Origin of the sequence: Pelolinea submarina, assembly GCF_003966975.1 — a bacterium.
In the GTDB taxonomy this organism is placed as follows: Bacteria; Chloroflexota; Anaerolineae; order Anaerolineales; family Anaerolineaceae; genus Pelolinea; species Pelolinea submarina.
Window position 1 is genome coordinate 1,936,876 of record NZ_AP018437.1, and the last position, 21,819, is coordinate 1,958,694.

Sequence of the window (21,819 nt, forward strand, 5' to 3'; positions counted from 1 at the left end):
TATACTGATAATGTAAAGATATAAAATCACGTTTCAATCCACCCACAATAAACCCCCAATAAAGATACAACAAGACACACTCAAAAGCCTATCTGTATTTAACCTTTTTGAAGATGGTTGAAAACATTTGGTTTAGCTTTTATTAATCGGTTTTTGCCAATAAAAGTCAGGAGGAATATCATGTCTAAGAATAATGCCTTCAGATTGCTGTTTACAATGGGATTGCTGCTTGTAATATCGCTGGCTTGCGATATTTTTAGCAGTACGGTGGCCTGCAATGTGCCGGACCTGATCGATGCCATCAACGATGCCAACGCAGACCCGGGCGCCAGCACGCTGGAGCTGTCCACGGAATGCATCTACACGCTGACAGCGGTTGATAACTCGGCTACCTCAGCGTTCGGAGGCTCCACTTTCGATTACGGGGATAATGGCTTACCGCAAATCACCACACCCATCACGATCAACGGCAACGGAGCGACGATTATCCGGGACAGCGGCGCCCCTGATTTCCGCATCTTTTACATCACCGAAACCGGCAGTTTGACGATCAACGACCTGACACTCCAAAATGGATTCGCGGATGAGCCCGGCTCCGCTTTCCCCAGTTCCGGCGGCGCCATCTACGTCGATAAAGGTATCTTGGAAGCAAACAACGTCACCATGCTGGACAACCAGGCCAGCTTCCACGGAGGCGCGATTTTCGTATGGGGATCAACGACAACCACCCTCAACGGCTCAATCATCGACAACAACACTGCCCCACACGGCGGCGGTATTTTTGTGTATAGCAGCAGTGGGCTGCTTTCGGTCAATGACAGCGAGGTGACGAATAATTCCGCCACCACTGATGGGGGCGGCATCAGTCTGGAATTTGGTGCTGAACTGGAGATCCATAACAGCCTGATCGCCAATAACCATTCAAGCCGGCGCGGCGGCGGCATTTTCAAAGACGCCGGTTCTGAACGCCTGCCGACCATCCTCAGCGGCACAGAGTTCCGGGAAAATACGGCCGATTGGAGCGGGGGCGCTGTGTTCATCTGGCGCACCCCTTTGACCATTTCGGGCTGCCAATTTATCGAAAACCAGGCGAACGAGTATGGCGGGGCGTTGGGCTATCAAAACAACTCCACGGAAATCGTCCAGATCAGCGGCACGACTTTCGACGGGAACACGGCTGTTTGGAACGGCGGCGCGATCCACTTTTCCGGCGAATTGATGACGCTTAACAAATGCTACCTTCAGAAGAACAGCGCTGTGAATGGGGGCGCGATCCATAACGGACCGGCGGCGGATTCCAGGTACATCATCCGAGCGGACACCACCATGAGCATTACCGGGAGTACTTTTGAGGAAAATAACGCGGACGAGGAAGGCGGAGGTATTTTCAATGAGGGCGAATTGGGCTGCGGGGAATCCTTTTTCACCGGCAATTATGCCAAAATCAATGGCGGCGGTATCGCGAACTCGGGTGAATTGGAAGTAATCGGCTGTTCTCTCGACGAGAACAAAGCTGTATCAAAAGGCGGTGGTATTTACAACATGCTAAGCTCCGAGATCCGGGCATCGGATCTTACCCAAAATTCGGCAGCGGAAGGCGGAGCCATCTACAACGATAGAAAGATGCTCGTTGCACAATGCTCGCTGGCTGGAAATGAAGCCGCTACTTTAGGCGGAGGCATTCACAATACCGGTACGGTTATAGTCAATGACACTACTTTCGAGAAAAATAACGCCGAGGCAGATGGCGGTGGACTTAACACATATGACCAGGCTGTTGTCAGCGGCTGTACCTTCGTGAGCAATAACGCTTTACGCGGAGGCGGTTTGGCTTCCATTGGAGGCAAGACCATTTTGACCAACGATACATTTTCCGATAACACGGCCAAAGATTCGGGCGGTGCAATCTTCAACATGGGCGCGCTGATCGGGAATACTTCCAGCGGCGGGGAGCTGCAAGCCAATCACATCACGGTCACGCTCAACAACTCGCCGAACGGCGGCGGTGTGGCGGTATCCGGTGGATTTGCGAAAATCAAAAACTCTATCGTGGCGCTCAACCCAAGCGGGTTGGATTGCCGGGCATCCAGCGCAGAATTTTCCGGCGCCGGCGAAAACCTGGACAGCGATGACAGCTGCCCGGATTTCACGCTGAAAGAAGATCCTTTGTTGGATATTCTGGCAAATTACGGCGGTCCAACGCTGACGCACGCGCTGAAAACGGACAGCCCGGCTATCGACGCGGCTGCGGACTGCCTGTCCCTGGTCGGTGTGCCGATAACGACCGACCAGCGCGGCCAACCGCGTCCCGCCGGTTCGGCTTGCGACCTGGGCGCTTACGAAGACGAGACCGGAAAAGCGGCCAAGATTGCGGAACCATGCACGTTTACCGCTTTGGTCAATCTTAATTGCCGCTTGGGGCCGGACAACACGCTTTACCCGATAGTGGATAGCTTCAAAGCCGGGCAAAGCGCTCCGGTCGTGGGGCAGAGTTGGGATAAAGTCTTCGCATATGTTGAGGGACCGAATAATAAGGTCGTGTGCGCTGTGCCGGCCACCTCTAAATTTGGCGCACTGGAAGGGGATTGCGAAGGTCTGGAGGTAATTATTGCCCCGGATGTAGATGAATCCTATGAAAAAGAGGAGGAAGAACAAGGCTGCATGGTTCGGCAGCAGACCGGTGCATTGGAGTGCGTGGTGCCTTGCCCGCCCAAAGCGGTTCCGGGAACACCTTGTACACCGTAGACCTGAAAAGGTTGCATTTGGATAGTTACGTCACTCTTGGAATATAAAAGGTAGGCTGAGCACTTGCCCAGAGAGTAGCGGAAGTGTCGAAGCCTACCTTTGATTTTGGATCAGAAAATCTGATTTCAGTTACCCAAGTTTCCCTTTCAACCAATCCGCCGAGATGGGGAAATCGCGGCAGCGCACATTGGTGGCGTGGAAGACCGCATTGGCGATAGCGGGGGCGATGGCGATCATGACCGGTTCGGCCAGATTCTTGGCGCCAAACGGACCCTCCGCCAGGTTGGTTTCGACGAAATGCGTCTCCATTTCGGGGACATCCAGGGAGGTGGGCAGATGATACTCCTTGAGATTTTTCTTCTGCGGATAACCATCCTTATACGTGAATCCTTCCGTCAGCGCATAGCCGAGTCCCTGGGTAATGCCGCCCATCAACTGGCCGCGCGCGCCCTTGGGGAAGATGATCTTGCCGCCGTCGTGGCTGGCCCACACACCGGTAACCTGAATTTTTCCGGTTGCTTTGGTGACCTCAACCTGGGCGACTTGCGCGCCAAAGCTGTAGGTGTAATAGGGCGTACCGGTGCCTTTTTCAAAATCCCAATGGATAACCGGGATCTGCCAATAACCTTGTGAGGACATCTGCAAGCCCATCTCGAAGGCATGGTCGATGACTTCCTCAATGGCGACCGGCTCTTCGTTGGGGCCGATGAAATCCTCACCATGGCGTGTGATCTGCTCCAGGGGGCAGCCCAACAGGTCGGCGGCCGCCATATTTAATTTTTGAATGAGTTTGCCGGCGGTTACCTTGGTGGCATTGCCGCCTACGATGGAGGCGCGGGAAGCTACCGTTGGGCCGGTTTCCGGAGCGGTGTCCGTGTCCGGGCGCAGCATGACGATGCGCTCGGGTGTAACCCCCAATGTCTCCGCCGCAATCAACGTGAACACGGTGCGGCTGCCCTGACCATAATCGGTCAGGCCGGATTGCAGGGTAACGGAATGGTCGCGTTCGACGGTTAGGGTGATGCGGGCGTAATCGATGCCTTCTCCGCCCAAGCCGGACCCGTGGAAGTAACAGGCTACGCCGATGCCTTTGAGGACCTCGTCGTTTGCTTTAAAGCCGAGCGATTTTCTTTTATCCGCCCAACCGGACTGGTCCCTGACCCATTCCAAACACTGCGCCAACCCGGCTTCATGTTGGATCACGTTGCCGGTGAAGGCTTTGTCGCCGGTGCGCAGGCAGTTCTTCAGCCGGAACGCGATGGGGTCCATGCCGATTTTGGCAGCCAGTTCATCGACGGCCACTTCGGAAGCGGCGGCTGCCTGGGTGTTGCCAAAGCCACGGAAAGCGCCGGCATAACCGTTGTTCGTGTATACCGCTTTGGTGTCAACTGTGGCGGCTTCGTAGCGGTACGCGCCGGCCAAATGCATGGAAGCGCGCCAGGAGGATAGGGGCGTTTGCGAGGCGTAGGCGCCGCTGTCGGCCAGGTATTCGGTCTTGGCCGCGCGAATGACGCCGTCCTTGCTCATGCCGATCTTCAGGTGGGCATACGCCGCCGCGCGCTTATAGGAGGTTGCCAGGGACTCTTCACGGGTGAGGACCAGACGCACCGGCCTGCCGGTAATCAGAGCCAGTTTGGCGGCCTGACCGGTGAACTGGTAAACGTGGTCGTCCTTGCCGCCGAAGGAACCACCTACGGGGGGCTGAATGACGCGCACAGCTTCCCCGGTCAGGCCCAACATACCGGCCGCATTGTCGCGGTTGATGTGCGGGCTTTGGTCGTTGGCGAAAACCACCACCGTGCCGCCCGGTTCGGGGATGGCGAATACGCCTTCGGTTTCGATGTAGCCGTGTTCCTGGGGCTGGAAGTTGTAAGATTCGTCCACCACTATGTCGCATTCAGCCAGAATGGGATCTGGATCGCCGTTGCGTACGAGGTGGGTGACGAGCAGGTTGCCATCGCCGATTTGCGGTTCCAACGGAACGAGCGCCGCATCCGGGTCAAGCGCTTTGTGCATGTCCGACACGACCGGCAGCTCTTCCAATTTGAGCTTGATGGCGGCCACGCCGGCAGCCGCGGCGGCTTCGCTTTCGGCGGCTACCACAGCGATGGGATCGCCGACATAGCGTACTTTTTGGTAGGCCAGGACGTACATGTCCTTGACCGGCCAGCCAAAAAAGCCGTGATCCACAAAATCATCGGAAGTGATGGCGGCCACCACACCCTCCACTGCCAGCGCCGGTTTGACGTCCAGTTCGACGATCTTTGCGTGGGGAACGGGGCTGGTTAGCAGTTTGGCATACAGCATTCCAGGCAGGGTCATATCACCAACGTACTTGGCCTTGCCCAGTATTTTTTCGATGCCGTCGGCCGCTTTGCTGTTCGGATTTCCTACGTATTTTAAATTCTCACTCATTTCGCACCCCCGTTCAGGCGGGATTTGGCAGTCGCTTGAATCGCGTCCACGATCTGCTGGTACCCCGTGCAGCGGCACAGGTTTTCGCTGATGGCCTCGCGAATATCCTGCCGGGTGGGGTTATTGTTCATCAGCAGCAATGCTTCTCCGGCCATGATCATACCGGGCGTGCAGTAGCCGCATTGGGTGGCGCCGGCATCCAGGAAAGCCTGCTGCAGGTCGCTGGGTGTGCCATCGGCATTGGAAACGCCTTCGATGGTCAGCACCTCTTTTCCGTCCAGGTTGCGCGCCGGAAAGATGCAGGATTTCTCCAAAACTCCATCCACGATCACCGAACAGGCACCGCAATCGCCGTGCTCGCAGCCGTTCTTGGTGCCGGTCATTTTGAGTTCATCCCGCAGCAGACGCAGCAGCGTAGACTTCGTGGTCACCGGGCAGGTGACCGTTTCTCCATTCAATTTAAAAGTAACTTCCATGCTCTACTCCCATTATCAGTAAAATTGATCAGGGTGTTTTCTATATGACTTTTCACCCGGATTGAATAAATGCTAGGTTCTGATCGATCGGCCAACCTCCTTTCAAAATTTAAAAATTAATTAAATCACTTCGCCATTTCCCATAATCGATCAGCAGCTTCACGCGTTTTGGCGTGCAGCGCGTCCCAATCTGCGTTGAGGACTTGGCCGTTTTTCACTTTAACTTCGCCCGCCACTAAAACGCCTTTGACGTCACCGGCGTTGCGATAGAGCAGCAGTTGGTCGTACAGGTTGTGATCCTGGACGGGGGTGGGCAGGTCCGCGTCGATCAGCTGCAGGTCAGCCTGCCAGCCGGTTTCGATACGGCCGACTTTTTCAAATCCCAAAGCGCGCGCGCCGCCCTCGGTGGCCAGATACCAGACCAGATTGGCGGGCATGACCCCCGGATCCTGGTGCTTGGCCTTGTGAATGAGGAACGCGCCGCGCATAATCTCGAAGAAATCATCCACGTAACCGTCGCTGCCCAGGCCAACGGTCACACCAGCTTGGACGAGTTCGGGAACGGGGGCGATGCCGCCGCCAACCTCGCAATTGGAAAGGGGCATGTGGGTCATACGCACACCGCGTTCGGCCATCAGCGCGACCTCATCGGCATCGATCTGCACGCATTGGGAAGCCAGCAATCCCTCACCGGCCACGCCTAATTTGTCATAATAGGGTACCGTACGCATCCCGAAAGTCTTCAAGGCGTGTTCGGGTTCGTAAGTGCCTTCGGAGACGTGCGCGTGCAGAAGAACACCCAGGTCCTGCGCGATCTGATAGGCTTGCCGAATGAATTCGGCCGAGCAGGTGAAGGTGGTGTGGTGGCAGATTAAACCGGACAAGAGCGCATCGGCGGCAGCCTGGCAGGCTTTGGTGAACTCGACGTTTTCGCGCAAACCCAGTTGGGCGTTCTCTTCTGAAACGCGTTGGGTAGCTTCAAAAGACAGGATGCCGCGCAGACCCCACTTGCGCACAATGTCCGCCTGCGAGAACAAGCAGCCGGGCAAGGCGTACGGGCCTTCGGTGCAGTCATAAAAACCGGTTACGCCGCTTTTAAGCATGGTGGCGCAGCGGTAATCCGTGGCCGCGTTGATCATGGCATGGTCGAGGCGATCTTCGATCAGCGGCCACCAGAAATCTTCAAGAAATGGCCAAAAACCGGATGGGGCTTTCTTCAGGGGGATGCCGTGGGCTAATACGCCGTATAAATGTGTATGGGTATTCACAAATCCGGGCGCGAGGACCTGGCCGGGAGCTTCCCAGACCGGGTAGGACGGGTATTTCTTACGCAGATCGGAATTAGAAGCGACATCGGTAATTTGATCCGCGACCACGCGGACACCCCAGTCCTTTTTAGGGGCTTCTTTGGGGCTGGTGATCAACCATTGGGGCAAGATGAGCATTTCTGACATTAAATTCTCCTAGATTTTTCGAGGGATGAATTGACCGCGGGGAGCTGCGCCAACATATTCACCATGATCAATAATCAATTGGCCGCGCGAAAAGACTTTGACCGGCCAACCGCTTAGCTCAAAACCTTCGTATGGGGTGTAATCAACGTTTTCGTGCAGGAACGCTGTGGATAATTTGACCGGTTTATGCGGGTCGAACAGGACGATATCCGCGTCCGCGCCGGTAACCAGGGCGCCTTTGCGCGGATAAAGTTTGTAAGTCTGCGCGGGGCCGGTTGAACAGAAGTCCACCCAGCGGTTGAGCGATAGACGGCCGGTGCGCACGCCATACGTGTAAAGCAGGGAGGGGCGGGCTTCAATGCCGGGAATGCCTCCCGGGATTTGGGTGAAAGGCGGCAGGTCATCCAAAGGCCGGCCCAGATTTTTGGTGCCGTGGTAAAAGAACGGGCAATGGTCCGTACCCAGCACACGGAAAGAACCATCGGCAAGCACTTTCCAAAGCGCGTTCTGGTCATCAGCCTTGCGCAGCGGCGGGGAGCAGATGAACTTGGCTCCTTCAAACCCGGGGGCGGAATAGGCTTCATCGGTCAGCAGCAGGTATTGCGGGCAGGTTTCGCCATAAGCGGCCTGGCCGCGCGATTGCGCCCGTTGGATGGCTTCCACGCCGAGCCGGGTGGAGACGTGCACGATCAGCACCGGCGCGCCGGCCACCTGCGCAAGGGCCAGCACGCGTTCCACAGCTTCTCCCTCGGATTCAGCGGGACGGCTGAGGGGGTGATAGCGCGGTTCGGTTTTACCCACGGCGAGGAAATCCGCGCGCAGACGATTGACGATGGCGTCGTTCTCGGAATGCACGATGGTCAGGCCGCCCGCGTTCCCGACTACTTTCAAGGCGCTCAGCAGTTGGGCGTCATCCAGGCGCATGGCATAGGTGGTGTAGCACTTAAAAGAGGTTAAACCGGCCGCGATAACAGCGGGGATCTCTGCCAGGGTGTTATCGTTCGTGCGGTCGAGGGTCATGTGGAAGGTGAAATCGATCACTGCTTGACTGGCAGCCAGGTTGCGGCGGGCGTCCAGCGCGTGCAGCAGGGTTTCTTCCCGCTCGGCTTCCACAAAATCGATCACGGTGGTGGTGCCCCCGAACGCGGCCGCGCGCGTGCCGGTGAACCAATCATCGCTGGAGTTGCCGGCCGGGGTGGGCATGTCCAAATGCACGTGCGGGTCGATAAAGCCGGGCAGGACTAATAATCCAGCGGCATCGACCACCTGGTCGGCGCTCAGGTCCTGACCGATGGCCGCGATTTGGCCGTCTCGAATCCCGATGCTCGCCTGAAATGTATCTGTGGCGGTCACCAGCGTTCCGTTTTCAATTACCAAATCATATTTCATATCGTTTTACCCATATTCACTCACAAGTTCTGAATAATTAGTGCAGTCGGTTCAAAACGCGGGCGGAGTGATCACCGATAGCCAGACCACTTCACTGTCCTCGGAAGCGCACGCCAATTTATTCAACTTGTTGCCCTCAAAATAGATTGAATCACCCGGATTAAGAATGTGTTCTTCATCCTCAAGGCCAACCAGCAGCTTACCGACCAGAACAAAGATGAATTCCTCAGTAGGCTTGCGCAGGCGCCGGGCAATGTTCCCTGAACCTGGAGACAGACGGCCGAAGATGGGTTCCATCGTGTGGGTCAGATCTTTGACCAGCAGCTCATAGTTGACGCCCAAATCCGGAAAATACAAACGCGGGCGGGAACCGGCGCGCACGATCGGGGAATACTGCATCTCAGACGCAGCTTGGGGACTGTTTTCATTGCTGGCGGCCGCGGTGGAATAGGATTGGTCGATAATGGGTTCGGAAAAGAAATGGTGGATAGAGATATCCAGTTGTTCGGCGATCAGGCGCAATGAATCCAAAGAGACATTTGTGCGCTTGTTTTCGACCTGGCTGATAAAAGAGGCGGATAGACCGGTGCGGCGGGCCAATTCGCGCATGCTGAAGCCCAATTCTTCCCGGCGGGCTTTTATCCTTTGGCCGATCTCATCCTGTTCAAACGACATATTTTTTTTCCTATGGTTCTTCATAACCTTCATGTATACAATTAAAAATATAGTAAACAAGACCCTTTGTCAAGTATTACTACGCAAGTGTACAGTAATGCTTGACACCGCATCGCGTTTTTGCTATAAATTTAATCAATACAGGGAGTTTTTCGATTTTCAGAAAGATTATCCCGTTAGTTAAACGGAAACCTTTTACCAGGTAGAAACAGGAGTTAATGATGACCGCTCGATTTGCCCTCTACATGCAAGATAAACACCCCATTAAATATGAACTGGAGATGGCCAAATATGCCGAAGATCGCGGTTTTAGCGAGATCTGGCAGGCCGATACACGCCTGGCGCGCGACTGCGTCGTGATGATGAGCGCTTTCCTGAACAGCACCAAGAAATTGCGCATCGGTTCCGCCGTTCTACCCATCTGGACGCGCAACCCGGCAGTGATTGCTGCCACCTGGAGCACTATGTGGGACCTGGGTGGGAAGATAGACGGACGCGGGCGGGTGATGCTGGGACTGGGTGCCTGGTGGGAACCCATTGCTGGACGCGTTGGTGTGAATCGCCATAAACCGCTGCAGGCCATGCGCGAGCACATCGAAGCCATCCGCGAATTGTTCACCATGGAAGAAGTGACCTATCAGGGTGATTTCGTCAACCTGGACCGTGTGCGGTTAGACGTGGCTTTTGGCGATACCTCTCCGCGCGATATCCCGCTGTACATCGGCGCAACCGGCTCCAAGATGCTGGAAATGACCGGCGAGATCTGCGACGGTGTGCTGCTCAATTACATGGTTTCCGTAGATTACATCCGCAACGCCGTCAAACTGGTCGAGAAAGGCGCTCAAAAAGCCGGCAAGACCCTTGCTGACGTGGACCGCCCTGAACTGATTGTGTGCTGCCTGTCTGACGAGAACCCGGATGCCGCCATGCTGGAAGGCAAAAAACTGGCGGCTTACTACTTCGCCACCGAACCGCACATCATGAAAGCCAGCGGCGTCAGCGATGAATTGCTCGCCAAAGTGCAGGCCATCATGGGCTGGCCGGCTACCGAAGAGGATTACATCAAAGCCAGCAAGGTCATCCCGGATGAGGTCGTGCGCAACATCATGGCAGTCGGCACGACCAAAGAATGCCAGGAAAAAGTGGCCCAGTATATCGAAGCAGGTGTTACCTGCCCGATCCTTTACCCGATGATGGACGATATCAAACCGGTTGTGGATGCCTTTGCCGATTGGAAGTAGATCTTAGAACGATCTGATAAATAGTTCATCGAATACAAAAACCGCTGATGGATTCATTCCAGATGGCGGTTTTTTTTATTAAATATTTTTGCGCCAGTCCTAAAAAGTATATATATCTCTAATGTATACAAAAATACAAAAAGCATAAGATAAAAAAATGAAAATGATCAAGCATTGTCTTGCTTGATTAAAAAATGAAAAAAGAAATGTGACAGGAAAGAGAATGGCTGAACAAAAAACAGGAACGGTTACTTTACTTTCCGGCGGCAACCCGCAGATCCCGAAAGGGGACGGGGATGAACCGGTGCAGGCTTATATTGCGGCCATGCCGGGTTGGAAACACGATGTTGGCCGTAAAGTGGATGATCTGATCGCGAAGCACGTACCCAACGTACGCAAAGCGGTGAAGTGGAACTCGCCCTTTTATGGTGTTGAAGGGCAGGGCTGGTTCCTCAATTACCATTGCTTCACCAAATTCGTACGCATTGCGTTCTTTAAGGGCGCGTTGCTAAATCCCACTCCGCCGGGTTTATCCAAACAGGATGACGTGCGTTACTTCGACATCTATGAAGATAAACCACTGGATGAAAAACAACTGGGAGAATGGATCCGGCAGGCCGCGGCCATTCCGGGCTGGATTTCCTAAAGGTGAATAATCATGGGCGATAAAAATCTAAAAGTGGACACATTTATGCAAAAAGCCAGCCCCTGGCAGGCTGAATACCGGAAATTAAGAGAGATCGTGCTGTCCAGCGGACTGGATGAGGATTTCAAGTGGATGCATCCCTGTTACACGTCCGATGGCAGCAACGTCGTGCTCATCCACGGGTTCAAGGATTATTGCGCGCTGCTGTTTATCAAAGGTGCATTATTGAAAGACCCCAAGGGCATTTTGGTACAGCAGACCGAACAAGTGCAAGCGGCCCGTCAGGTGCGCTTCCGTAACCTGCAGGAGATCGTTGACCTGGAACCTTCTTTGAAAGCTTACATCCAGGAGGCCATCGATGTAGAGAAGTCCGGGATAAAGTTGGAACTCAAGAAAACCGAAGACTTCCCTATGCCGGATGAATTGAAAGCAAAATTCAGGAATGACCCGGAATTGAAAAAAGCCTTCGAAGCGTTGACCCCGGGGCGGCAGCATGCCTATCAACTGTATTTTTCTCAGGCCAAGCAGGCAGCTACACGTGAAGCGCGTATCGAGAAGTCCCGTGAGCGCATCCTGGCTGGCATAGGGTTGAACGAGTAGACTTTTCTTTTGCGCTGATCTCAAAAAGAATTCCCAAAAATAAAAGGTGGCTTTCAAAGCCACCTTTTTCAATATTCTGGTTCACCCGGTGAGGGTATTGGTACTACGGATCAGTCCTCCCAGCCGGGGGTGTTGCAGGTGTTAACGTCACCGGATTGAAAGCCGTCATAGAAAGCCGCCTGGCGCTGCTCAGACGAGCCGTGTGTCCAGGCTTCAGGATAGACGTATCCCTGTGTTTGCTTTTGGATACGGTCATCACCCACGGACGCGGCGGCATCCAGACTTTGTAAAATTTCCTCTCTGGTGATGGATTCCAGATAGCCGGTCTCGGTGGCGTGGTTGGCCCAAATACCGGCCAGGCAGTCAGCCTGTAATTCAGTGAACACGGACATGCTCTGCGGGCCGCTACTGCCCTGAATGGATGAGCTATCCAATGCGCCAAGAATATCCTGAACGTGATGACCGTATTCGTGCGAGAGGACGTAAGCCTCCGCGAAGGGGCCGCCCTGCGCGCCAAACTTCGATTGCAGTGTTTCAAAGAAGGACAAGTCAAGGTAGACCATCTGGTCGCTGGGGCAGTAGAACGGGCCGGAGGCGCCGGATGCGTACCCGCAGGCACCCTGGGTCACTTCGCTGAACAATACGGTTTGCGCAGGGATGTATTCCACTCCGTATGATGCCAATTCGTCCGTCCAAAAGGCCTGGATGCTGTTGACGTAACCAACAATGCGGCAGTCCTGGCGCTCATTGGCGTCCGCTCCGGTTTGGCATTCGGCTTCCAAATCGTAGATATCCTCACTATAAGTCTGCGAGCTTGAAGACGTAAGTGCGTTTGGATCTACCAGTTGGGTCAGGTCCACACCCAGCACCATGGAGAGCAGGTAGATAATGATACCCAAGCCGCCGGCACCAACGGCGACATTGCGTCCGGTATTGCGGCCGCGGCGGTCCTGGATTTGAGAAGGATCTAATCGTTTATTCTCATTAAAAGGCATTAATCATTTCCTTTCAGTATTTTATTTTAAGTTTACGTAAAATGAATCTATACAATTAAACTCTGAAACCTCATATTAAGTCAATAGATATTGGTTTGGGAATGTTTTTATTAAATGAAATTGTAATTTGTAAGAGAAGCAATCGAGTGAATATATAAGTTCCCGCTGGTTGCTGGGATTATCAATTTTCTCCCAAAATAGATTTGAAAATAAAGCTAGGAAAAATAACGAGTTGGAAAATTGGAGCGCGTAGATTCAAAGGAAAAGACTTGTATAATTAAGAAACAGGAAAAATTGTAAAATAAATAATTAAAAAAATGAGTAAGCAAACTAAAGCTCAATTAGCGGCTGAAATTAGAGCCCTGCAAACACAGCTTGAAAAAATGCAGGGGATTCAAGATGAATCCCCCCCTAGAAAAGCATCACGCAATCTTAGCGAGCGCGTCAAAGAATTAAATTGCCTGTATAGTATTTCGGATTTGATCAGGACACCAGGAATCTCATTTGCTGAAATACTTCAGGGAAGTGTGAATCTTCTACCACCTGCCTGGCAGTATCCTCAAATTACCTGCGCCCGGATATTGCTGGAAGATACAGAATATAGAACTGATAATTTCTGTGAGACAAAATGGAGGTTGGCTAGCAAGATCTGCGAAGCGCGTAAACAGATTGGGTCAGTTGAGGTTTATTATCTTGAAGAACGACCAGAAGAAGATTAAGGACCATTCCTGCAAGAGGAGCGCACACTGATAGATGAGGTGGCAGACCGTTTGAGTTATGTGGTTGAGCATAATCAGGTGGAGAAAACATTGCGAGAAAAAGAAGAACTTTTTTATTCGATGTTTGTCCAACATAAAGCCATCATGCTGTTGATAGAGCCAAAAACCGGACAGATCATCGATGCGAATAATGAGGCGGTATTGTTTTACGGCTATCCCAAAACGAAATTGACCTCAATGAAAATTCAGGAGATAAATTGTCTTCCTGATGAAGCGGTTGAAAAAGAGAGGAACCTCGCGTTAAAAAGAAATAAAAATTTCTTTACATTTGAGCATAAATTAAGCAATAACGAAATTCGTTTGGTCGAAGTCCATTCAACACCTATTTCTATCAATGGGCAAGATATTTTATTTTCTATCATTCATGACATCACTGAGCGGAGACAATTTGAAGAGCGGATCCAGGACCTTTCAAGATTCCCGGACGAGAATCCCAATCCAGTCCTGCGTTTTTCAAAAGAAGGAACACTGCTGTACGCAAGCAAGAGCAGTGCAGCATTATTGAGAGAATGGGGCAGATCAGTCGGGGAGAAAGCACCAAAAGAATGGATTGAAAACATATTCAATTCTTTTCAGTCTGATGCGTATCTCGAAATTGAGACATCATGTGAAGATAGGCTCCTTTCTTTTATATTGGCACCTATACATGAAAAGGGATATGTCAATGCTTATGGAAGAGATGTTACTGAGCAGAAACAAAAAGAAAAAGCATTACTGGAAAGCGAGGAACGTTTTCGATCAGTACTATTTAGTACCCCGGATTTTATTCTGCTGGTGGATATTGACCTAAAAATTGAGTTTGTTAACCGGCCATTACCTGATTTGAAAGTAGATGATCTAATAGGTAGAAATATTGTTGATTTTGTAGAAGAGGAAAAACAATCGGAAATCAAGAAAATCCTAAAGAACGTGCTAAAAACTGGCTTTGATGCGATATATGAAACCCAATACCGCACCGCAAGCGGACTTACATTTTGTTATGAGACTAAAGCAGTGCGGAGAACGATTAACAAAACAGTAGTTGGGTTGGTCCTGAACACACGGGACATAACATCGAGAAAACAGATTGAGGAAACGCTCAGAAAAAATCAGAAACGTTATGAGGAAGCGCAGCGGATCGGATTAGTTGGAAACTGGGAGTTTTACCCTGAGACCGCTGAATTTTGGGGTTCTGAAGAAGCCAGAAGGATCTATGGTTTTAGCATGGACCAAGAAAAATTCACGACTGAGAACGTGGAAGGCTGTATTCCTGAAAGGGAACGCGTTCATCAGGCGCTGATCGACCTGATCGAACACAATAAAAAGTATGACCTGATTTTTGATATTCTCACTTTTGATAAAGAGATTCGGAAGACGATCCATTCAATTGCCGAGGTGGAAAGAGATGCGCAGGGCAAGCCTGTAAAAGTAACCGGTGTGATCAGTGACATAACCAAACAACAAATTACTGAAAAAGCCCTTCTGGAATCAGAAAAACGACACAGAACATATATTGAGCATGCGCCGCTTGGAATCTTTATTGCTAATGATAAAGGTGAGTATATTGATGTCAATCCAAACGCATGCAAATTATTAGGTTATAGCCGCGATGAATTACTGGCACTGTCTATTCCTGATATTTCGGATGAAGAAGATTCTATCGAGAATTTCAAGCATCTCAAAGAAGTAGGAAGAAAAAGCATTGAAACAGGACTGAAAAAAAAGGATGGTTCCATAATCAATGTAAGGTTAGATGCCGTTACTATACCCAACGATCAGTTTTTAGGTTTCGTTACGGACATTACTGAACGTAAACTTTCGGAAGAGAAACTAAGACAAAGCGAAGAACAATACCGCTCAGTCGTCGAAGACTCTCCCGGGATGATTTGTAGATTTTCAGCAGATGGAACGATCACATTTGCGAATTATGAGTATTGTAAATTCTTTGGGAAAACGCTTGATCAATTGATCGGTGCGAATATTCAAGAAACAATTGCCAGGCAAAATAGAGAATCAATTTGGTCAAAAATCAAATCGCTAACCAGTGAATCACCGATCCAGGTATTGGAAAATGAAAATATAAATCATGCGGGAGAAATTCGCCATCTTCGTTGGACAAATCGCGCCCTATTTAACAAAAAAGGCCACTTACTAAATTATCAATCATTTGGTGAAGACATCACTGAGCGAATGCGTACAGATAAACTGTTGAAAGTGCTCAACAAGGCCTCGACAACGATGAGTACCGCACTTGCACATAAGGATATTTTTGACGCCATCGCAAAAGAGCTCAGAAAATTGGGTATCTCTTGTTATATTATGGAATCGGATGAGACAAAGCAATACTTATATTTGAATTTCTTAAGCTACGATTCGGCAGCCCTCAAAACTGCAATAAAGCTAACAGGAATTAAGCCTGAGAATTATTCCGTAAAAATTGATTCGGTTGATTTTATCCGAGAAGTGATCAGAGAGAAAAAGACATATTTTTCGGAAAAAACGGATCAACTGATAGGACAAATGCTGCCCAAAGCTATCAGGAAGTTATCCCCTCAGATAGAAAAAATCTTACATATTACAACAAGTATTTCAGTTCCTTTGATCAATGAAGAACAGGTTATTGGTATATTCTCAATGCAGTCAGGTAACCTGACTTTGGAGGATGTCCCTGCTGCTACTGCCTTCGCCGACCAATTATCTGCTGCATGGAAGAAAGTTGAATTAGTGCAAAACCTGACAAAAGCAGTTGAGGGAACCATCAATACAATCGCGGCGACTGTTGAGGTACGGGATCCATACACGGCCGGCCACCAAAAACGAGTTGCTGCGTTAGCTGCAGTTATTGCTGTTGAGTTGGGCCTTGCCAGGGATCAAGTTGAAGGGATCAGAATGGCAGCGACAATTCATGACTTGGGGAAGGTCCGCGTACCGGCTGAGATTCTCAGCAAACCGGGTAGAATCACGGATCTTGAATATGAAATGATCAAAACCCACTCTCGAATCGGATATGATCTGTTGAAAAATATTGATTTCCCTTGGCCTCTTGCCAAGATCGTTTTACAGCACCATGAGAGAATAAACGGGTCAGGTTATCCGCAGGGGCTAAAAGGTGATGAAATCATGCTTGAAGCCAGGATTTTGGGTGTGGCAGATGTTGTGGAAGCCATGGCTTCTCATCGTCCTTACCGCCCGGCGTTAGGTATTGACCTGGCATTGAATGAGATTACAAACGAACAGGGAATACTATTTGATTCTGACGTAGTTAATGCCTGCTTAAAAAGTTTTAAAAATGGATTCAAATTTCCTTCTGAACTGACAACCGAGGATCTCTATATCACGTAAGGGGTGCGCTGCTAATCGGGAGTTTTAGGCCAGTCAAAATCTTGTAGGATGGTAGACCAATCGCAGCCAGTATTTAAAAGAATACGGTTTTGCTTCCCAATATCTATTTATGACGGGCGGATTGCTTAATAATCGATAAGGGTCTTTCAACAGGTATTTTTATAAACTTTAAGAATATTATTAATACCGTTATTTCCGATAACTGAATTTACAGTTCTTTTGGAACGGGCAGCGGAAGCACTCGCCGGTATGGCTGGGCGCTGCTCCTTCTCGCAGGCATTGAATGACTCCCGCAGCTGCGCTTATGCGCTGGCGGTAGAGGGCATCCAGTGCGGGCTGCATCTGCACCATCGTGCGTTGGAAAGCCGGCTTGCGGATACGTTGCAGATTGTTCACCCAGCGGTAATGGTCGTAATACAGCCGGCAATCGTAATCCGGGTAGATGGATCGGATATAGTGCGCATAGATAGCTACCTGCAGCTCATCATACGGGTAAAAATTCCGGCCGGTCTTGTGATCTACCAGGATGATAGCATCCCCATCCCGTAAAACCAGGTCAATGACACCCACTAATGGGGGCAGATCTTCTGCCAGCAAGATAGCGAAGGGATGTTCGACCGCCAGTACGCGTTCCACCTGCCAGCGGTGCTGCTGGTGCAGGTTCAGGGCGTTGAGGAGGTGAGCTCGATCACAAAATTCATCAGACGCAGCTAATTGCGCCTGTAATCCTTCCAAAGAAACAACTGCGCCATCCATATCGCCTTGATAGCTTTGCGCGATGAGTTGATGCAGTAATTTACCCTTGGTGAAATAATCCGGCAGGGGATCGGGCTGCTGGTCGAGGATATATTGCAGGTAATAACGCTGCTGGCAGAACTCCACGGTCGTGATCTGGCTGTAGCTGAGATAGGAAAGCTGCTGATGGTGCAGAACCTGGACAAAAAGGTCGCTGTCATTATTCACCTGCGTGAGGATAGTTTGGAGAGTGGAATAAGTGTCTTGGAAATTCATCAGAGTCTTATTGAGGAAAAGTTGGGGTGATAAGAATTTTGGCAAGCATCAACATGTATTTTACAGTACTTCCGAATTCTCGCACCAAAAAAATTCGGGTATGGACAAAACAAAGTACATAGCCTATTGCGCCATTTTTTTCTTGAATTATCCCCGAATAGTATCCATAGTTTCCAAAGAAATAAAAATACCACTAAAAATAATAAAAAGCACCCCGGATTATTCCAGGGCGCTTTTCCTCAATCATTACAGAACTGACCTAATTCAAGCAATTGGCCCTCAGACCCGATACACATTGATCGTTGAAATACTCCTCCGGCGCGGCATTTTTTAGATAACAAACTGCTTGCTCGCCGCCCTGGTTTCCCGGAAAAACAAATGAGTAGGATACACAGTTGGGGTCGTTTACGCAGGCCTGCATACAAGGCGTGGCATCATACCCATCCAATAGGAAGCTGAAATAGTCGGAACCATAGCGATCTGTATTGGGGTTCATGCATTCTCCCAATGAGGATGAAGATGAAGAAGAGGGGAACCACCAATTGTCACTATCGCAGGGATGACTTTCTGAAGAAGGATATGGGTTTCCACACCATTTTCCGCCAATCCCGCCGGCTGCGCTATCACAGATTTTTACATAATCCGTTCGCCCCAGAAACTCCACGTTATCCCAGGGATCGTAACCGGCATATATCGATCCGTCCAATATGCGCCGATTCATGGTGGAATTTGATTTGGCTTCTCCAACGTTATAGGCGAATGACACATCTACGATCATTTCTGCCCCGCCGCTGCAGTCTTCCATTTTCGGTGTTACCGGGATGTAAATAAAATCTTCCAATACGCTGGGTACCAGGTAACCAGCGGCGCTTTCCAATTTTTCCTGTACCACGTCCGTTTTATAATTCTCGCATGCATCGTGACTTGGGTACATTCCATGCTTATCCTCTGATACATATATGATCGGATGCGTGGCGCCAAAGCCATCGTTCACATCTCGATACATTACGGCATTCTCGCTCGTTTCCGTGTAAGGATCATAATGCCTTTTCCAGTAAATACTCTCCAGGCGGGTATTTGTCCAATTTCCATAATTCGCGACAAAGAAATAGATCGCTTCAGTATCACCACAATGTTTCCCAAAAAATTGGTCAAATGGATCCATGATCAAACCGGCTGCAGAATCGATCGGGCTGGTAAACCAATCGGTCCAACTCCTGTCGAAATCAGCACCGTTGTCCATGTCATATAGAAAGACATAAACCAACATGGCACCTTCCTTTCCGCTATGGTGAAGGATGGGTGAGACTTGATGGAGCTGCATGATTGTACCGACATTTTCCTGTTCGTCTTCATCAAAAATTAAATAAGGTGTGTATTTCCTTGCGAGCATAAGTTCTGTTGCGTCATTAATCCCGTCTTCATCCGAGTCCCCCTCATATAAAGATGGTTCTACCGTTATATCGCGATTTGTTTGGGATTCTGCGCCTACGGATGTCACATCACTGAAGATAAAAACCGTTAAACAAGCGATGAAAATGGATAGAAATTTATGACTGTTCATAATTTCCTCCTACGGATTGTTCGAATAAACCTTAATCATCTTCTTATATAAAATAACAGTACTGACAATATTGTATAAAAAAAGAATACGCTTTTCAACTATTAATTTCAAAAAATATTTATCTGTATAGGTAATAAAAAGGAAAAATAATAATTTTGGGTGCGGCATAATTTCCACGAAAAAAGGAAAGTTGTTTTGGTCATTTCATAACTGGAAATGTTTTTTCCAAGATTTTGCGATAGTAGGAACGATATTAAAAGTATTGTAAATGGCCGGTTTCTTTAAAAAGACGTTGCCATGAAATCATTCCTCAAACAGGTGCTGGTAGCTTTCTGCCAATCTCAAGCGGCTTTATCTACTCTATCCCCCCTAAACACAAACAAATCAGGAAAGCAATCCGATGAAAAAGGTAGTTGGAACTGGATGCGGTTTGTTATACAATGTTTGTTAAACCATACTAAATAAACTATGCGTATAACAAATGGGCGGGTTTATATGGCGAAATATCAAAATTTCTTATCGTATTTTTTCGTTGGCATTATTTTTCTCACTTCGATCACAAGTTGTGATGCCTGTCAGCCAAAAGACGCTGCAGCTGTAGAAGAAAAAAATGTTGCGCTCTTTGACGCAGACCATCCCTTCGGCGGGTTGATCCTGGACCATGGCGGCGACGTGGACGTCAAAATGGTCGCTTTGGGCAGAACAGGCGAAAAAGTATATGTCACGGGCAATGGAGAAGTGCTGCCGGCTGTGGATGAGAATACTGATCCAGATTGCGCCATGCGTTTTAACGTTGACGATGAACTGATGTTCGCCGGCAAACCAACTCCAAACGTCAAGATCGAGATTGAATATCTCGACAATGGCACAGATACATTCAATGTGCAGTACGATTCTTTTTATGGCGAGCGGTCAGACGGGAATATCTTCACGGATTCCGAGGTCGTGACCAAGACCGGCAGCGGTGAATTCAAGACCGCCAAGATCGTCCTGGACGACGCATTTTTCGCAAACCGCCAGTATGGTGGCGACTTCCGCATTTGGGACCGTTCCGATGGCGCTGAGACGATTCGGCGGGTAAAGGTCACGCTGCTAACGGATGAAGTTTTATTCCCGGAGGAATTGCCATTCGATTCAACAAGACAGATCCCTCATTCCACAATTTATTACAATGGGCAGCTTCTAACAATGACCGAAAACCCGCCGGCGACGGCCATCGAAATCCGAGAGAGCAAGATCCGGGCGGTTAGCAGCGACGAAGAAATATTAACAAACGCGAATCCGAATTCCACTTATATCAATTTGCAGGGAAAAACGCTGATGCCGGGTTTTATCAATGCGCATGACCATTCATTCCAGAATATCTGGCGTGAGAACTTCGAAACCGGCCAGCAATTTCTCTTATCCCATGGAATTACCTCAACTGCCGAGACGTTTGTGGACAGAACCCTGCTTAACGACTTTCTCGAATTTAATCAGGCGGGGCTGCAACGTATGAGAATCAGTTTGTATCTTATGCGCACCGATAACTGTGGAGTGGACCTTACAGAGTGGTATTGGCCGGATTATCCATCGATGATGAAGGATGGCGCCTTGCTGCAGATTCCAGGTGTTAAGATATTCAGTGACGGCGGATCCTGCGGTAGTCCCGCCCGCAGTTTTCCATATCCCGATGAAAGTTATGGAGACCTCTATCAAGACGTCGATAGCTTGACCGAATTAATTCAGGAAGCTCAGGACCACGGCTACCAGGTGGCGATCCATGGATTGGGCGACCGCGCGATCGATGTCAACCTGGACGCACTGGAAGCGGTGTTGGATGGGGGTCCGAACACACTTCATCATCGCCTGGAACATAATACGCTTTTAAGAGATGATATGTTCGCACGCTTCGGCGAGGTGGACGCGGTGACGGTGATCTTTGGCTATTACCTGGCCTGTTACTTCTCGGGGGAAAGCTCCCAATTTCAATATTCGACACCGGAAGAATACGCACATATGGAATGGGCTTTCCGAAAATTGATCGACGCGAATCCGGATGTTCATTTTGCCTGGCATTCCGATTCGCCAGGGATCAGCCCGCTGCCGGAGCAAATGAAAAATATTTTTGGATTCGTAACCCGCCGGGAGCAGAAAGCTGACGGAACATTTTGCGAACCGCCGGATTGGGGGGTGGATGGTCTGATGAACATCGATGAAGCGCTTGAATTCATGACCATCGGCAGCGCGTATGCTATCCGCCGCGACCATGAGATCGGCAGTCTTGAAAAGGAGAAGCTGGCTGACCTGATCATCCTGTCCGATAACCCTACCAAGGTAGATGACGAGGCTATTTTGGACATTCAGGTGCTTACGACCATGGTCGGCGGCAAGGTGGAGTATTGCATGCCCGAATATTCGCAATTTTGTCCATAAATGAGAAAAGCCTTAGGCTTTTCCCGGTAAAACACGGAACTACTGCACCCCATTCAAGAACGTAGGAGTCCACTCATTCACTAATCTGACCAT

15 protein-coding genes are annotated in these 21,819 nt (G+C 49.9%); 7 read left to right on the forward strand and 8 right to left on the reverse strand.

Annotation, left to right across the window (positions count from 1 at the left end; all coding sequences use genetic code 11):
* Nucleotides 1–180: 180 nt before the first annotated feature.
* The gene (locus tag Pelsub_RS08535) at nucleotides 181–2,745 is read left to right on the forward strand and encodes a choice-of-anchor Q domain-containing protein (RefSeq protein WP_116224151.1); all 2,565 of its coding nucleotides are present in this window, start codon (nucleotides 181–183) and stop codon (nucleotides 2,743–2,745) included.
* A gap of 129 nt (nucleotides 2,746–2,874) precedes the next feature.
* Here the strand turns inward: Pelsub_RS08535 and Pelsub_RS08540 are convergent, their stop codons facing one another.
* The 5 genes from Pelsub_RS08540 to Pelsub_RS08560 form a co-directional block, all read right to left on the reverse strand.
* A complete protein-coding gene (locus Pelsub_RS08540) occupies nucleotides 2,875–5,160 on the reverse strand; it encodes a xanthine dehydrogenase family protein molybdopterin-binding subunit (RefSeq protein WP_116224150.1) in 2,286 nt (761 codons plus the stop codon).
* Nucleotides 5,157–5,636 (reverse strand): (2Fe-2S)-binding protein, encoded by a 480-nt coding sequence (locus Pelsub_RS08545; protein ID WP_116224149.1) that lies wholly within the window; start codon nucleotides 5,634–5,636, stop codon nucleotides 5,157–5,159. The genes Pelsub_RS08540 and Pelsub_RS08545 overlap by 4 nt, the downstream gene beginning before the upstream one ends.
* 125 nt (nucleotides 5,637–5,761) lie before the next feature.
* Complete coding sequence (locus Pelsub_RS08550; RefSeq protein WP_116224148.1) at nucleotides 5,762–7,090, reverse strand: amidohydrolase family protein; 1,329 nt, start codon at nucleotides 7,088–7,090, stop codon at nucleotides 5,762–5,764.
* A 9-nt stretch (nucleotides 7,091–7,099) separates the two neighbouring features.
* A complete protein-coding gene (gene hydA, locus Pelsub_RS08555; protein WP_116224147.1) occupies nucleotides 7,100–8,479 on the reverse strand; it encodes a dihydropyrimidinase in 1,380 nt (459 codons plus the stop codon).
* Between the two features lie 51 nt (nucleotides 8,480–8,530).
* Nucleotides 8,531–9,154 carry a helix-turn-helix domain-containing protein gene (locus tag Pelsub_RS08560; protein WP_158675046.1) on the reverse strand — a complete coding sequence of 208 codons (624 nt, stop codon included), beginning with the start codon at nucleotides 9,152–9,154 and terminating at the stop codon, nucleotides 8,531–8,533.
* Between the two features lie 221 nt (nucleotides 9,155–9,375).
* Here Pelsub_RS08560 and Pelsub_RS08565 point away from each other — a divergent pair, with 221 nt between their 5' ends.
* The 3 genes from Pelsub_RS08565 (at nucleotide 9,376) to Pelsub_RS08575 (ending at nucleotide 11,641) form a co-directional block, all read left to right on the forward strand.
* The gene (locus tag Pelsub_RS08565) at nucleotides 9,376–10,395 is read left to right on the forward strand and encodes an LLM class flavin-dependent oxidoreductase (RefSeq protein WP_198418327.1); all 1,020 of its coding nucleotides are present in this window, start codon (nucleotides 9,376–9,378) and stop codon (nucleotides 10,393–10,395) included.
* Between the two features lie 223 nt (nucleotides 10,396–10,618).
* Nucleotides 10,619–11,041 carry a DUF1801 domain-containing protein gene (locus Pelsub_RS08570; protein WP_116224144.1) on the forward strand — a complete coding sequence of 141 codons (423 nt, stop codon included), beginning with the start codon at nucleotides 10,619–10,621 and terminating at the stop codon, nucleotides 11,039–11,041.
* 12 nt (nucleotides 11,042–11,053) lie between these two features.
* Entirely contained in the window at nucleotides 11,054–11,641 is a 588-nt protein-coding gene (locus Pelsub_RS08575) for a YdeI/OmpD-associated family protein (protein ID WP_116224143.1), read from the forward strand.
* 110 nt (nucleotides 11,642–11,751) lie between these two features.
* Here Pelsub_RS08575 and ypfJ read toward each other — a convergent pair whose 3' ends face one another.
* On the reverse strand, nucleotides 11,752–12,636 hold the full coding sequence (gene ypfJ / locus Pelsub_RS08580; RefSeq protein WP_116224142.1) for a KPN_02809 family neutral zinc metallopeptidase: 885 nt from the start codon (nucleotides 12,634–12,636) through the stop codon (nucleotides 11,752–11,754).
* 317 nt (nucleotides 12,637–12,953) lie between these two features.
* Here ypfJ and Pelsub_RS08585 point away from each other — a divergent pair, with 317 nt between their 5' ends.
* Both Pelsub_RS08585 and Pelsub_RS08590 read left to right on the forward strand, forming a co-directional pair.
* Entirely contained in the window at nucleotides 12,954–13,355 is a 402-nt protein-coding gene (locus tag Pelsub_RS08585; RefSeq protein WP_116224141.1) for a hypothetical protein, read from the forward strand.
* A gap of 39 nt (nucleotides 13,356–13,394) precedes the next feature.
* Nucleotides 13,395–16,736 carry a PAS domain S-box protein gene (locus Pelsub_RS08590; RefSeq protein WP_126440464.1) on the forward strand — a complete coding sequence of 1,114 codons (3,342 nt, stop codon included), beginning with the start codon at nucleotides 13,395–13,397 and terminating at the stop codon, nucleotides 16,734–16,736.
* A 189-nt stretch (nucleotides 16,737–16,925) separates the two neighbouring features.
* Here the strand turns inward: Pelsub_RS08590 and Pelsub_RS08595 are convergent, their stop codons facing one another.
* Both Pelsub_RS08595 and Pelsub_RS08600 read right to left on the reverse strand, forming a co-directional pair.
* Nucleotides 16,926–17,747 carry a RecB family exonuclease gene (locus Pelsub_RS08595; RefSeq protein ID WP_116224139.1) on the reverse strand — a complete coding sequence of 274 codons (822 nt, stop codon included), beginning with the start codon at nucleotides 17,745–17,747 and terminating at the stop codon, nucleotides 16,926–16,928.
* 259 nt (nucleotides 17,748–18,006) lie between these two features.
* Nucleotides 18,007–19,311 (reverse strand): PAN domain-containing protein, encoded by a 1,305-nt coding sequence (locus Pelsub_RS08600; RefSeq protein WP_116224138.1) that lies wholly within the window; start codon nucleotides 19,309–19,311, stop codon nucleotides 18,007–18,009.
* 495 nt (nucleotides 19,312–19,806) lie between these two features.
* Here Pelsub_RS08600 and Pelsub_RS08605 point away from each other — a divergent pair, with 495 nt between their 5' ends.
* Nucleotides 19,807–21,726, forward strand: coding sequence for an amidohydrolase (locus Pelsub_RS08605; protein ID WP_158675047.1), 1,920 nt, complete (start codon nucleotides 19,807–19,809; stop codon nucleotides 21,724–21,726).
* The last annotated feature ends 93 nt before the right edge of the window (nucleotides 21,727–21,819 follow it).

Coding starts and splice junctions, on each gene's coding strand:
- Pelsub_RS08535 (WP_116224151.1), top strand. CDS start 181: ATGTCTAAGAATAATGCCTTCAGATTGCTGTTTACAATGGGATTGCTG.
- Pelsub_RS08540 (WP_116224150.1), bottom strand. CDS start 5,160: ATGAGTGAGAATTTAAAATACGTAGGAAATCCGAACAGCAAAGCGGCC.
- Pelsub_RS08545 (WP_116224149.1), bottom strand. CDS start 5,636: ATGGAAGTTACTTTTAAATTGAATGGAGAAACGGTCACCTGCCCGGTG.
- Pelsub_RS08550 (WP_116224148.1), bottom strand. CDS start 7,090: ATGTCAGAAATGCTCATCTTGCCCCAATGGTTGATCACCAGCCCCAAA.
- hydA (WP_116224147.1), bottom strand. CDS start 8,479: ATGAAATATGATTTGGTAATTGAAAACGGAACGCTGGTGACCGCCACA.
- Pelsub_RS08560 (WP_158675046.1), bottom strand. CDS start 9,154: ATGTCGTTTGAACAGGATGAGATCGGCCAAAGGATAAAAGCCCGCCGG.
- Pelsub_RS08565 (WP_198418327.1), top strand. CDS start 9,376: ATGACCGCTCGATTTGCCCTCTACATGCAAGATAAACACCCCATTAAA.
- Pelsub_RS08570 (WP_116224144.1), top strand. CDS start 10,619: ATGGCTGAACAAAAAACAGGAACGGTTACTTTACTTTCCGGCGGCAAC.
- Pelsub_RS08575 (WP_116224143.1), top strand. CDS start 11,054: ATGGGCGATAAAAATCTAAAAGTGGACACATTTATGCAAAAAGCCAGC.
- ypfJ (WP_116224142.1), bottom strand. CDS start 12,636: ATGCCTTTTAATGAGAATAAACGATTAGATCCTTCTCAAATCCAGGAC.
- Pelsub_RS08585 (WP_116224141.1), top strand. CDS start 12,954: ATGAGTAAGCAAACTAAAGCTCAATTAGCGGCTGAAATTAGAGCCCTG.
- Pelsub_RS08595 (WP_116224139.1), bottom strand. CDS start 17,747: ATGAATTTCCAAGACACTTATTCCACTCTCCAAACTATCCTCACGCAG.
- Pelsub_RS08600 (WP_116224138.1), bottom strand. CDS start 19,311: ATGAACAGTCATAAATTTCTATCCATTTTCATCGCTTGTTTAACGGTT.
- Pelsub_RS08605 (WP_158675047.1), top strand. CDS start 19,807: ATGGCGAAATATCAAAATTTCTTATCGTATTTTTTCGTTGGCATTATT.